The organism is Corynebacterium sp. CNJ-954, from assembly GCF_001942345.1.
Taxonomy (GTDB): domain Bacteria; phylum Actinomycetota; class Actinomycetes; order Mycobacteriales; family Mycobacteriaceae; genus Corynebacterium.
On the sequence record NZ_MKKI01000001.1, the window covers coordinates 58,054 to 70,683 of the forward strand.

The following is a 12,630-nucleotide window of genomic DNA, read 5'->3' on the forward strand; positions in this document are numbered from 1 at the left end:
TTAGTCGCTGAGTGCGGGGAACTCCGGTAGCACGTGTTCCGCCAGCTCGGCCAGCATCTCGTCCACCGGCCTGGTCCGGCTCCTGAGGTGCAATGACACATGGTTGACGCCCATGTCGCGTTGCGACGACAGGATCCTCGTCAGCCCGTGCCACCCCGTCCGGTACCCGAAGTCACGTCCCTCGACCGACAGGTCGGGGTCCTCCGCCAGATCGATCCACATCGATTCGGCGAACGGCGCGAAAGTGTCCCCGCAGGACGCCCGCCACCGGTCGACCATCACCTTCTGCTGGGGCAGGGAGCGGTGGTAGGTGATCCACCCATCGCCGTGGGCCGCGTTGTAGTCCATGTTCTGCTGGCACGACCCCGTCGGCAGCAGCGGCACGCGCCCGACCGTCGGTTTCGGGACGACGTCCGCTCCACCCATACGGCCCCGCGACCATCGCACCGGACGGCCGGTGGACGACCACCCGGCCTGCAGTACCTCCAGGTGCTCGCGGAACACGGCGGCACGGTCCCCCTTCTCCATGCCGAAGGCCGGGAACTCCTCAGGACGGTCGCCGCTGGCCACCCCCATGAGGAAACGTCCCCCACTGAGCCGGTCCAGACCCGCGGACCGCTTCGCCAGCAGCAGGGGGTGCGCCAACGGCAGCACAACGGCCGCCGTGCCCAACGCGATCGTCTCCGTGTGCGCCGCCAGCCACGTGAGGAACATGAACGGGTCGTGGATCTGCCCGACATCCCCGAAGGTGTCGACCCGCAACGGGATGTCACGTGCCCACACGGCCGCGACCCCGGCCTCTTCCGCCGCCCTGACCAGCTCCACCTGACGTGCGACGTCCCCACCGTCCTCTGCGCCCACCCCCTCTTCCGCGCCCGGCCCCACCGGCAGACTCAGCCCCAGCGTCAGCTTCCCCTCCGCGAAGGTCCGTCGCATCCCGGGCAGATCGGCGACTGTAGCTACGGTGCTCACCGTCAGCTCCCGAGCGAATCGACGGACACCGCGACCAACAGCATCGATGCCCCGATGGCGAGACAGAACAACGAGTCGAACTTCCTCGACCGGACGGAGAGCACCCCCAGGATCTCCCCGTCGACCACCCACCGCAGGGCACCGAGAACGAGCATGCCGGTGCCGACGGTGACCGTCCCCCGACGCCACCGGTCCGCCACCAGGAAGACCAGCCCCACCACCATCACCAGGACGAAGCCGATGACCAGGAGCATCTGCAGTGTCTGGTTCAGCCGCGAATGCGGTACGTCCGCATCATGCGGGTTACGCAGCAGCGTCCTGCGCTCCGCCGGCGTCAATTCAACAAGGTCGGCCTTGTCTGCCCCGGTGCTGGCTCCGGCACCCTCCTCACTCACACCAGCCGCTCCGCCCGTTCCACGACATTGTGGATCAGGAAGGCACGCGTCAACGGCCCCACACCACCGGGGTTCGGGGACACCGCCCCGGCAACGTCCCACACGTCGGGGTGTACGTCACCGGCGAGCTTGCCGTCCACACGCGAGACCCCGACGTCGAGGACCGCGGCACCGGGCTTGACCATGTCAGCGGTGAGCATGTGCGGCTTACCGGCGGCGGCGATGATGATGTCGGCGTCGCGGGTCTCCTTGACCAGGTCCCTGGTACCGGTGTGGCACAGCACCACGGTGGAGTTCTCCGACCGGCGGGTGAGCATCAGCCCGATGGGGCGACCCACGGTCACGCCACGACCGATGACGACCGCCTTCGCCCCGTCGAGCTCCACACCGTAGCGGCGCAGCAGGGAGATCGCGCCGTTCGGCGTGCAGGGAAGCGGGGCGGGCTCCATCAGCACCAGTTTGCCGAGGTTCACCGGGTGCAGACCGTCGGAGTCCTTGGCAGGGTCGATACGCTCGAGCACCGCATTCTCGTCAAGGTGCTTCGGCAACGGCAGCTGGACGATGTAGCCGGTACACTCCGGATCGGCGTTGAGCTCGTCGATCACGGCATTGAGCTCCTCCTGGCTCACGTCCGCCGGAAGGTCACGCCGGATACTGTTCACACCGATCTGCTCGCAGTCGCGGTGCTTCATCTTCACGTAGGAATGGCTGGCGGGATCGTCACCGACCAGGACGGTGGCCAGTCCCGGCGTGACGCCCTGCTCCTTCAGCGCCGCCACCCGGCGGGTGAGGTCCTCGACGATCTCGTCGCGGTAGAGTTTTCCGTCCAGCGTGGTGGCAGTATCAACAGTGTCAGCAGTCTCCGAAGTCTCAGTCACGGCACCAGTATGTCACCCTCAGCGTCCGCCCGGGAACCCCGCCTGCCGCCAGGCCTCGTACGCTGCCACTGCGGCAGCGTTGGAGAGGTTCATGCTGCGCCTGCCGGGCAGCATCGGGATGCGTACCTGCCGGGTGATCCGCGGGTCGGCGAGCGCCTCCTCCGTGAGCCCGGTGGGCTCGGTGCCGAACAGCAGGACGTCACCGGGTTCATAGTCGATGTCGGTGTGCCAGGTGTCAGCATGGGCGGTGAAGGCGATGACCCGCGCCCCCGCCGGTCCGGTCAGGGTGGTGAGGGCGGAGTCCAGTGACGGATGGACATGCACGTCCGCAAGGTCGTGGTAGTCCAGTCCGGCCCGTTTGAGGTGCTTGTCGTCGAAGTTGAAACCCAGGGGCTCCGCCAGATGCAGGGAAGCACCTGTACCGGCGCACAGACGGATGGCGCTGCCGGTGTTGCCGGGGATCGCGGGGTGCTCGAAGAGGATGTGGCAGTAGGGGTTCGTGCCGGTCGGCCCGGTCGTGTCGCTCACTGTTCCCACCATGCCCGCAGCGTGTCGGTGAACCAGGCGAGGTCGTGGACGCCCGCCATCTCCCGGGCTGAGTGCATCGACAACAGCGGTATCCCCACGTCCACCGTCGGGATACCGAGCCGGGTGGCGGTGATCGGCCCGATGGTCGAACCGCAGGGCACGTCGTTGTTCCCCGCGAAAACCTGGTCGGGCGCCCCGGCGCTGCGGCACGCCGCGCGCCAGGCGGCCGAGGTCGTGGCGTCGGAGGCGTACCGCTGGTTGGCGTTGACCTTCAGTACCGGCCCGCCGTTGATCACCGGACGGTGTACGGGGTCATGTTTACCGGCGTAGTTCGGGTGGACGGAGTGCGCGGCGTCGGCCGAGACGCAGGACGACCGGGCGAACATCGCCCGGGTCTCCTCCGCATCCGCGCCGAGGGAGGCGGCGGTGCGGGTCAGGACGTCCTCGAGCACCGGGCCGGCCGCCCCGCTGGTCGTCGCACTGCCCACCTCCTCGTGGTCGAAGGCCGCGAACACCGGGATGCTTGAGGTGCCGGAGGGGCCGGAGGCACTGTCGGGACGTGCAGCGAGGAACGCCTGCAGAGAGGTGAAGACACTGCTGAGGTTGTCCATCCGCCCTGCGGCGATGAAATCGTCCTGTGCACCGAACACCTCGCCACGCTGAGCGTCGACGGTGATCAGGTCATGGGCGAGGATGTCCCCGGGCGTCACTCCCCCGACGTCGAGGGAATCGGCGATGACCTCCCCGATCGTCGGTGCCCCGTCCCCGACCGCGAACACCGGCTGCATGTGCTGCTGCCGGTCCAGGGTGAGCCCGCTGTTGACGGCACGGTCCAGGTGGATCGCCAGGTGCGGAACCCGGAGTACCGGCCGCGTGCGCACCAGATGCTCGGTGCCGTCAGCCAGGACGACCCGCCCTGCCAGCCGCAGCTCGCGGTCCAGCCATGCCGGCAGGATCGCCCCGCCGTAGACCTCCACGGCGGCCTGCCGCCACCCACCCGGCCCGACGATGTCGCCGACCGGTTTGAGCTTCAGCCCGGGTGAATCGGTGTGGGACCCGACGATGCGGAACCGCTGCGGCCGCTCCCCCTCTCGGGCGGGTTCCGGGATCCGCCAGGCCAGCACCGCACCACCACGCACGATGTAGTGTCCGCCGGCGCCGGCGTCCCACCGTTCCTTCTCGTCCTGCCGGGTGAACCCGGCCGCCTCCAGCCGGGACGCGACCTCCGCGGCCGCGTGGTAGCTGCTGGGGGATGCGTCAATGAAGTCAATGAAGTCGCTGAAGTCGGCAGGACCGGTGGAGTCAGTCATGGGGACCAGTTAACCACCCGGTGTCGCCCGGCCCACGTCTGGGACGGACACCTCCGGTTGTTTTTTCGTCGGCAGACACCCCTGAGCGTCCGTCCCAGGGAGGGCTCAGGAGTCGGGGGCGACCCCGTGCTCCCGGAGGAAGGACACCATCCGCCCGGCGATCCGCTGCCGGTTCACCGCCTTGATGAACTCATGGCCCTCGTCCTCCATCACCAGTTCGCTGGTGGGCACGCCGCGTGCGTCCATCGCTGCCTTCATCTGCCGATACTCACTCGGCGGCACATTGGTGTCGTTGGCGCCGTGGATGAACAGTACCGGGGTACGCACGCTGTCCACCCGGTGCAGCGGCGACACCTCGTGCAGCAGTTCCCCGTCCTGGATCGGGTACCCGTACTTCGGGTAGGCCGCGCTGGCGATCCAGGGTTCGGTGTCACGGTAGAACGTCTGCAGGTCACTCATGCCACAGGCACTCACCGCCGCGCGGAACAGGGAGGGGAACCAGGTGACGCCGATGTTGGTGAGGTACCCGCCGTAGGACCGGCCGCTGATCGCCAGACGGTCCGGGTCCGCCACCCCCATCGACACCAGGAACCGGACGCAGTCCTCCAGGTCGTCGATCCCGGCGAACCGGCCGTACCGGTTGTCGGCGTGCATGAACGTGCGTCCACCGCCGAAGGAGCCACGGACATTCGGGGTGAACACCGTGATGCCCGCGTCGATGACCTCACGCAGGACGTCGTGGTGTTCCGGGCGCGACTGCCCCTCCGGCCCGCCGTGGAAGTGCAGTAGGACAGGACGTCTCCCACCCGCCGGCTCGAACTCGGGGTTCGCGCCGCGGTACAGCCAGCCCGACAACTCGACGCCGTCCCGGGCGGTGAAGTGCAGCAGTTGGGGCTGCTGCACCGCCGCCAGCAGCGGTCGGTCGGGACTGCCGGAACTGTCTGGGGTGGTGTGCAGCGGGGTGACCACGCCGCTACGGCAGTCCACCAGGTGTACCGCCCGCGGGACGTCGGGGCTCTCGATCGCCAGCGCGAGCAGACGTCCGTCCCCGGTGAGGGTCAGGCCGCGTCCGACCATGCCGGGCAGGCGGACGGAACGTCGCACCGTCACCCGTTCGTGGGCGTCCAGGAGAAATACCTCGAGAGATGAGACCCCGTCCTGGTTCCACAGCACCGCGGCGGTAGCACGGTCCTCGCTGACGATGAACTCGTCGACGTCGGCGTTGGTGTGCCCGATCAGTTCCCGGACCGACATCACCCCGTCCCGCTCCCGGATCCTCATCACCCGCCTGCGGTCCGCGCCATGGTCACCGATGACCAGCAGCACCGGTGGCTCGTCCCCCACCGGTGGCAGGATATGGCCGTCATCGGTGGTGGATCCCGGCTGCGGCGGCAGGACGGGCCGCCAGGACCCGTCAGGACGGATCAGCAGCAGTTCCCGGTTCCCCCGCGGGCCGACGCGCATCAGGGCGTAACCGCTCTCGGCGGCGACGAGCTGCCCGTCAGCCCTACGGTCCACCACCTCGGTACATCCGGTCTCCGGGTCGAACCGGCGCCCCTCGGCCACCCCGTCGGAGCCGACCGCGTCCACGGCCAGCAGATCGTTGTCCCACTCCACGACCGACGTCTTCGCGTCGCCACTGTCCCTGACGAGCACCGCGGACGGGTCGTCCGGGTCACTGGACACCAGCCAGATCTCGTTGCGCTCGGTGCCCTGCGGTGACACCTCCACCGCCAACCAGCGCCCGTCCGGCGAGTAGCGGACCGCCACCGCCGGCCCTTCCGTCGGGATGACGACCGGACGTTCGCCACCGGTGAGCTGCGACTGCATCGCCCGCGGAGACACCCCGTCATGCATGACATAGGCGATGGCAGACCCGTCGGGGGCGAGGCTGGGGGCGTAGGTATGTCTCACAGACCCGTGATTCTACCCGCTGCGCTACCTGCCCCGCAGGATCCACGTGTCCTTCCCACCGCCACCGCGGGAGGAATTCACGATCATCGAGCCCGCCGGGGCGACGCGGGTCAGGCCTGCCGGCACGGTCAGGGCCTCCACCCCGGTACCGGGGCCGCCGGGCTGCCGGAGGTGCGAGAACATCCGCAGGTCGACGTGACGGCGCTGGATTCCGAGGCCGTCGAAGGTCGGCAACGTCGACAGCCGCACGACCTCCTGGGCGATGAACTGGTCCGGGTGGGTCAGCAGTTCCCGGCGCCGTGTCGCCAACTGCTCCTCGGTGCACTCCGGCCCGACGGTGATGCCGGCGCCCCCGTACCCGTCGATCGGCTTGACGACCAGTTCCCCGAGGCGGTCGAGGACCTGGTCACGCTGTTCCCGCACCGAGCAGAGATATGTCGTGACCTGGTCCAGTGCCGGGCTCTCCCCCAGGTAGAAGTCGATCATCGCCGGAACGTGGGCGTAGATCGCCTTGTCGTCGGCGACGCCGTTGCCCAGGGCGTTCGCCACCGCGACCGTGCCTGCGGCGAGCACGGTCTGGAAAGGATCACGCAGCGCCGTCCCGTCGGCACCGGTGGAGGACAGGAACATCTCCTCCTCCATCCGCATGTAGACCACGTCCACCCGTCGCCGTCGTGTGCGGGAGACGTCCCACAGGGTCGGCGTCCCGTCATCGTCGGCGTCCACCAGGATCTGGTCGGTGGTGCACACGGAGAATCCGCCGACCCCGGCGATGAGCGACTGCTCGGCGAAGGTGCTGTCCTGCTCTCCCGCCGAGGCCACCACGACATGCGCCTGCTCCGGGCCCACCCCGGGGGGTGCTGCCGCCCGCAACGTGGTGCACATCGTCTCGAGGGACCCGGCCGGGTCGACGACCTCACCGAACTCACGCTCGGTGGCGTCGAGCATCTCCGGGAAATGGTGGCAGGTCACGTCCCGCGCCGCCAGGGCGAACGTCAGACCCGACGGCATGCGTACATTGTCCTCGAGCACCTGCCACCGTCCGTCGTCGGAACACACCAGGTCGGCGCCGTTGATGTGGTTACGGACCCGCCCTGTCGGAACGTGACGCCCCACCCGACGGAACCCCGGCGCACGTTCCAGCGTGGCCAGATCCACGACCCCGGCCCGGACGATCTCGCGGTCACCGTAGATGTCGTCGAGGAAGGCGTTGATCGCCCGCATCCGTTGCTCCACACCGACGGCCAGGGTGTCCCACGTCGATTCCGTGATGATCCTCGGCATCGGGTCGATGGGGAAGACCAGGTGGCGCTCCGTCCCGCTGGCGCGGAACGTGATCCCCCGGTCTGTGAGTTCCTCCTCGGACGCCTGCAGCCTGGACCGCAGTCGCAGCGCACCGGTCTGCACCATCGTCGACAGGGCCGGAGCGGAGACGGGACGGGGTGTTCCGGTGGCGTCGACGGCCTCGTCCCAGAATGCCTCACCCAGGTCGTCGACGACACTGGGTTCATAGGCCGACAGGCCCAGCGGTGTGCGCGGGGTCGCATCCTCCAGTCCGACGGTGTCGAGAGTCTCGGCGATCAACAGGCCCACGACATCGTCGGTCCTGCCCCGACGGCGGAGCGCCCGACGTTGCCGGTAGGCACCGGACCCGGCGCGCAGCAGGTGGCCGACGGTGTCCCTGACCCACCCGTACCCGCCCCCGAGGTCGTCGGCGAGGAGGTCGACCACTGCGACGATGACGTCCTCCGCCGGTTTCAGTTCCAGGTCCGACGGGTCGAGTAGGTCCCCCTCCATGCCTGACCGGGCCGCCCGCCAGGTCGCGGTGCGCTGCTGGAGCACCGGTAACGGCGGCGTGGGTGTTCCCCGCTGCACCAGTGCGGTCTCGCGGATGACCAGTGCCCGGCACAGTGCGACGATCACCGCCACCGTCGCTGACGAGGAACAGGCGTCGCACAGCCGGATCTCGACCCCGCCTGCCGCATCCCCGTCTGCCACCTCCCGGGCAGGCCGGACGTCGTAGTGCATCATCTCCGGTCCACTGATCACCCGGGTGTGCTGCAGGAACTCCACGTCCCTGCGGTAGTCGTCCATGGTCGCAGCCTCGGGATAGGCACCGGACGCCGGCCACCGCGGCGCCTGCAACGCCCGGGAACTGGCGTACCCGGTGTCCACGCCCTCGTCGTCGAGCGGGGAGGACGCACTGACCGCCAGCAGGGCCGGCAGATACCGGGACACCCCACGGCAGACCGCCAGAACCAGATCGCCGTCACCGCCGTCACCGCCGTCACCGCACTGCACAGTGACCCGGAGCCCACCGGTGGAATGCACACCCCGGCGCGGCCAGGGGACGACACCGGCCGCCAACGATGCACAGTCACCGTCCAACTGGCCGGCCACCTGGGCCACCATGCTCCTGTTCCGACGAAGTTCGGCGAGCAGACCTGCCAGGTCGGAGTTCGGTGACGTCCGCGAGATCAGGCGCTCGGCGCCACGCAGCGCAGAGAACCGTTCCACATCCCCCAGCCGCGCCACGATCTCGTCCGCGCACGGGGCAGGTGCGCGAACAGTCTGGTCGACGATGTGCAGGTCCTCTTCCACTCTCACGGTGGTGCCCATGGGGCCACGCTAGTCGAAGGGTATAACGGGTGCATGAGCACTTCACCCCCATTGTCCCGCGAACAGTCACAGGACCTCACCCCGGAACTCACTCCGGAACTTCTCTCCGAGCTGCAGGCGACCGCCAGCGGCGACCGCGCCCTGCGCATTGCCCGGAATGCCGTGACCGCGGCCGACGTCAACGCCGTCGCCCTCAACCGTGATGCGGTCGTGGCCCTCGACCCCACCACCGAGGTGAAGCTCGACTCTCTCGGGGTCAGCGACCAGAAGCAGTCGGGTCGGTGCTGGATGTTCGCCGCCTACAACGTCTTCCGTCACCGCGTGGCGGAGAAGCTCGGTGTCACGGAGTTCGAGTTCTCCCACACCTACCTGCAGTTCTTCGACAAGGTCGAGAAGTCGAACCATGTCCTGCGGTCGCTGGAACAGCTGTTCCGTAGCGGAGTCACGGACCTGGAGGACCGCACCGTCGCCGCCCTGCTCCAGGGGGCGGCGTCCGACGGTGGCCAGTGGAACTACTTCACCAACCTCGTGGCGAAGTACGGCGTCGTGCCGTCCTACGCCATGCCGGAGACCTTCGGTTCAGGACGCACCCCGCAGCTGGACGGCCGGCTGCGTACCGTGCTGCGCCGCGGAGTACTGCGTCTGCGCGAGGCGGTGCTCACGGACGTGGACGGGGGTGACGCCGACACGACAGAACGCATCATCTCCGAGACGCTCGCCGACGCCCACCGCGTCACCGCCATTCACCTCGGTCTACCACCGACGGAGTTCACCTGGCAGTACCGCGACTCCGACAACGGATTCCACCGGGGCGGCACCTACACCCCGCAGCAGTTCGCCGCCGAGATGCTCCCGACCGGACCCGACGGTCTCGACGGTCTCGACAGCCTCGACAACTACATCAGTGTCGTCCACGACCCCCGCCACGCCGAGGGCCAGGCGTTCAGCATCACCCACGAGAACAACGTGTGGGGCACGCGGGACTTCAGCTACGTCACCGCGGGGATCGACACCCTGCGTCGTCTCGTCACCGACAGCCTCGACGCCGGCGAGCCGGTGTGGTTCGCCTGCGACGTCAACCGGCAGTTCGTCGCCACCTCCGGGGTATGGGACTCCGACCTGCTCGAACTCGACGCGCTCTACGGCACCGACTCCGCCTCGACCAAGGCCGAACAGATGGAGACCGCCGAATCCCGGTTGACCCACGGCATGGTCTTCACCGGCTACGACCGCTCCCCCTCCGATGAACTGCGGTGGCGTGTGGAGAACTCCTGGGGCACCAAGAGTCACGCGCAGCACACCGAGCTGGCCGGCGGAGGCTACGGCACCATGGCCGACAACTGGTTCGCCGACAACGTCTTCCAGGTCGTCGTCCCCCGACGACGCCTGACCGAGACCACAGGCGACCTCGAAGAAGCACTGGCCGCCCTCGACCGCGGCGACACCACTGACCTTCCGATCTGGGATGCGATGGCCTGATGACTACAGCAACTAGCACACACACCGGGCTCGACCCGGCACACCTCACCGCCCTCGGCGACGAACTGCGGACCGACCCGTCCTTCCGCATGGCACGCAACGCCGCAACGGCCACCAACGTCGAGACCGTCACCCTCGACCGGGACGTCCTCGCCACGACCGACAGCTCCACCTCGGTGAAACTGGACTCCTGGTCGGTCACCGACCAGAAGAAGTCCGGCCGCTGCTGGATCTTCGCCGGCCTCAACGCCCTGCGCGGCGGCACCGGCGGTGTCATCGACACCACCGGTGTCAAAGACCTCGAACTCTCCCAGACCTACCTGCACTACTGGGACAAACTGGAGAAGGCCAACCACTTCCTCGGTGCGATGGCCGGTCTCGTCGACCGCGACGTCACCGACCGCACCGTCCAGCACCTGCTCGCCGACCCGGTGGAGGACGGCGGACAGTGGAACATGTTCGTCGCGCTCGTCGACAAGTACGGCGCCGTCCCGAAGTACGCCATGCCCGAGACCCGCTCGTCCTCAGACACCCGGGCGATGAACCGGGACCTGTCGACCTCCCTGCGCGCCGGGGCGGCGCGTATGCGTGCCGCCGGTACCGGTCACACAGATGCCGTCCACCGCGCCACCCTCGCCGACGTCCACCGCATCCTCACCACGCATCTCGGGACCCCGCCCGAACGCTTCGTCTGGCAGTACCGCGACAGGAACGACGAGTTCCACCGCGTCGGGGAGATGACCCCGCTGGACTTCGCCGCCGAGTACCTGCCCCGTGACCTGGACGACTACGTCTGTGTCGTCGATGATCCACGCACGTCGTCCCCCAAGGGTGAGCTGTTCACCGTCGAGCACCTCGGCAATGTCGTCGGTGGTGCACCGGTGACCTACCTCAACGCCCCGATCGAGGTCCTCAAGGCCGCGGTGCTGGAGTCACTGCAGGACGGCAGCCCCGTGTGGTTCGGATGTGACACCGCCGCACAGTCCTACCGTGAGCGCGGCGCCTGGGACGCCCGTCTCCACGACTACGAGGGCTTCTACGGCGTGGACCTGGACCTGACAAAGGAGCAGCGGCTCCTCGCCGGCGAGTCGCAGATGACCCATGCGATGGTCTTCACCGGTGTCGACGTCGACGACGACGGTCGGCCCCTGCGCTGGCGTGTGGAGAACTCCTGGGGCCCGAAGGCTGCGGAGAAGGGCTTCTGGACGATGAACGACAACTGGTTCGGGCAGTACGTCTTCGAGATCGCCGTGCACCGCGACCGGCTGCCGCAGCAGTACCGTGAGGCGCTGTCCACCAGCCCGCACGTCCTGCCCGCCTGGGACCCGATGGGCGCGCTGGCACGGTAGCCAGGTCCGACTGTCAGGTGAGCCGGTGGCCCGACAGGAAGGACCACACCTCCGTGGTGGCGTCCAGCGAATAGGACGTCGCCTCGGCGGAGTCCGAGGCCGCCCCGGATGCCCCTGAGGCGTCACCCGGCCACGTGTGCCCGCCGTCACCGACGCGCAGGTGCACCACCGAGGTGCCCGGCGAGCACATCGGCCACTGCTGCCGGCGGACGTCACCCGCCAGGGCGGTGGTCACCGGGGTGCTCTGGCAGTGGTTCCTGCTGGCGACGTCCTCGACCAGATCCCGGGCGGCCATGTAGGTGCCGCCGTGACGCGACCCTCCCTCGTAGTTGATGGTCTCGTCCTTGGTGCCGTGGATCTCCAGGAAGGACGGGGCACGGCCGGCGTCCTCCACGCAGTTGGTGCGCGTCCCGCTGTAGTAGGCCCCGGCGACGGAGGCGACCGCGGCGAAGAGGCGGGGCTCACGGCAGGCCAGTTTGGCGACCATGCCACCACCGTTGGACATGCCCGCAGCGTAGATCCGGGACCGGTCGACGTTGTACGTCGTGTTCAGCGCCGCGAGCATGTCGCGGGTGAAGCGGATGTCCTCCCCGTCCTTCGTCTTCGCGTACGGCGCTCCTTCCCAGGAGTCCCCGATGCCCTGCATGGACACGGTGATGGCGGGCTTCTCGTCGAAACCTGCGTAGTCGTGGAACCCCTGGGCGCTCTCGCGGTAGCCGTGGTAGGTCAGCAGCACCGGGTACGGCTTCTCCGGGTCATACCCCTCCGGCACGGACAACACGCCTTCGCGGGTGCGGTCGCCACTGCTCAGGGAGATCTTCTTCGAACTCCCCGGCGCGGGGCCGTCCAACTTCGGGCCGTTGCCCAGCTCCGCCTCCGCGGCGGTCGGGACGATGCTCTCTGATGCGGCGACCGCATTCTCCCGGACCGTCTGCTCCCGGTACTCCTCGAGTGCGGCCTCATTCTCACCTGCCGGCGAATGGCCCACCCACACCAGGGCACCGACCATCACCGTGGCGGTGAGGACGGCCAACGACCTGCCGATCCGGCGACGGACGGGGCTCTGGCCGCGTCCGTCGTCGTCGCTCTCAGCCGGACGGGGATCTGGGACGGGGCCCGACGTCCGCCGGACCGGGGGCAGGTCTCGGAGATCTTGTGGAATGGACTGTTGCACCCTCCCATTTCT

The 12,630-nt window shown here is 68.6% G+C and carries 10 protein-coding genes; 2 read left to right on the plus strand and 8 right to left on the minus strand.

All coding sequences use genetic code 11. From position 1 onward, the window contains the following. From BJF89_RS00275 to BJF89_RS00305, 7 genes are all read right to left on the minus strand, one after another. Nucleotides 1–936 carry a TIGR03571 family LLM class oxidoreductase gene (locus BJF89_RS00275; RefSeq protein WP_075811205.1) on the minus strand — a complete coding sequence of 312 codons (936 nt, stop codon included), beginning with the start codon at nucleotides 934–936 and terminating at the stop codon, nucleotides 1–3. A gap of 38 nt (nucleotides 937–974) precedes the next feature. Continuing rightward, nucleotides 975–1,367 (minus strand): DUF3017 domain-containing protein, encoded by a 393-nt coding sequence (locus tag BJF89_RS00280; protein WP_075811207.1) that lies wholly within the window; start codon nucleotides 1,365–1,367, stop codon nucleotides 975–977. Further along, complete coding sequence (locus BJF89_RS00285; RefSeq protein WP_075811209.1) at nucleotides 1,364–2,245, minus strand: bifunctional methylenetetrahydrofolate dehydrogenase/methenyltetrahydrofolate cyclohydrolase; 882 nt, start codon at nucleotides 2,243–2,245, stop codon at nucleotides 1,364–1,366. Before BJF89_RS00285 ends, BJF89_RS00280 begins: the two co-directional genes overlap by 4 nt. A gap of 18 nt (nucleotides 2,246–2,263) precedes the next feature. Then, nucleotides 2,264–2,785 carry a tRNA (cytidine(34)-2'-O)-methyltransferase gene (locus BJF89_RS00290; RefSeq protein WP_075811211.1) on the minus strand — a complete coding sequence of 174 codons (522 nt, stop codon included), beginning with the start codon at nucleotides 2,783–2,785 and terminating at the stop codon, nucleotides 2,264–2,266. Further along, nucleotides 2,770–4,083 carry a M18 family aminopeptidase gene (locus BJF89_RS00295; RefSeq protein WP_075811213.1) on the minus strand — a complete coding sequence of 438 codons (1,314 nt, stop codon included), beginning with the start codon at nucleotides 4,081–4,083 and terminating at the stop codon, nucleotides 2,770–2,772. Before BJF89_RS00295 ends, BJF89_RS00290 begins: the two co-directional genes overlap by 16 nt. A gap of 105 nt (nucleotides 4,084–4,188) precedes the next feature. Continuing rightward, entirely contained in the window at nucleotides 4,189–5,997 is a 1,809-nt protein-coding gene (locus tag BJF89_RS00300; protein ID WP_075811215.1) for a prolyl oligopeptidase family serine peptidase, read from the minus strand. A 24-nt stretch (nucleotides 5,998–6,021) separates the two neighbouring features. Next, a complete protein-coding gene (locus BJF89_RS00305) occupies nucleotides 6,022–8,616 on the minus strand; it encodes a carboxylate--amine ligase/circularly permuted type 2 ATP-grasp protein (RefSeq protein WP_083650404.1) in 2,595 nt (864 codons plus the stop codon). A gap of 33 nt (nucleotides 8,617–8,649) precedes the next feature. On the opposite strand from BJF89_RS00305, the gene BJF89_RS00310 reads away from it, so the two are divergent. Continuing rightward, the gene (locus BJF89_RS00310; RefSeq protein WP_075811217.1) at nucleotides 8,650–10,095 is read left to right on the plus strand and encodes an aminopeptidase C; all 1,446 of its coding nucleotides are present in this window, start codon (nucleotides 8,650–8,652) and stop codon (nucleotides 10,093–10,095) included. Next, entirely contained in the window at nucleotides 10,095–11,444 is a 1,350-nt protein-coding gene (locus BJF89_RS00315; protein WP_075811219.1) for an aminopeptidase C, read from the plus strand. Before BJF89_RS00310 ends, BJF89_RS00315 begins: the two co-directional genes overlap by 1 nt. 13 nt (nucleotides 11,445–11,457) lie before the next feature. Here BJF89_RS00315 and BJF89_RS00320 read toward each other — a convergent pair whose 3' ends face one another. Then, the gene (locus tag BJF89_RS00320; RefSeq protein ID WP_255372420.1) at nucleotides 11,458–12,618 is read right to left on the minus strand and encodes a PHB depolymerase family esterase; all 1,161 of its coding nucleotides are present in this window, start codon (nucleotides 12,616–12,618) and stop codon (nucleotides 11,458–11,460) included. Nucleotides 12,619–12,630 lie beyond the last annotated feature (12 nt).

Bases quoted from the DNA above. Each gene is read 5' to 3' on its own strand.
- BJF89_RS00315 (WP_075811219.1), top strand. From the start codon at position 10,095: ATGACTACAGCAACTAGCACACACACCGGGCTCGACCCGGCACACCTC.
- BJF89_RS00305 (WP_083650404.1), bottom strand. From the start codon at position 8,616: ATGGGCACCACCGTGAGAGTGGAAGAGGACCTGCACATCGTCGACCAG.
- BJF89_RS00290 (WP_075811211.1), bottom strand. From the start codon at position 2,785: ATGGTGGGAACAGTGAGCGACACGACCGGGCCGACCGGCACGAACCCC.
- BJF89_RS00310 (WP_075811217.1), top strand. From the start codon at position 8,650: ATGAGCACTTCACCCCCATTGTCCCGCGAACAGTCACAGGACCTCACC.
- BJF89_RS00295 (WP_075811213.1), bottom strand. From the start codon at position 4,083: ATGACTGACTCCACCGGTCCTGCCGACTTCAGCGACTTCATTGACTTC.
- BJF89_RS00275 (WP_075811205.1), bottom strand. From the start codon at position 936: ATGCGACGGACCTTCGCGGAGGGGAAGCTGACGCTGGGGCTGAGTCTG.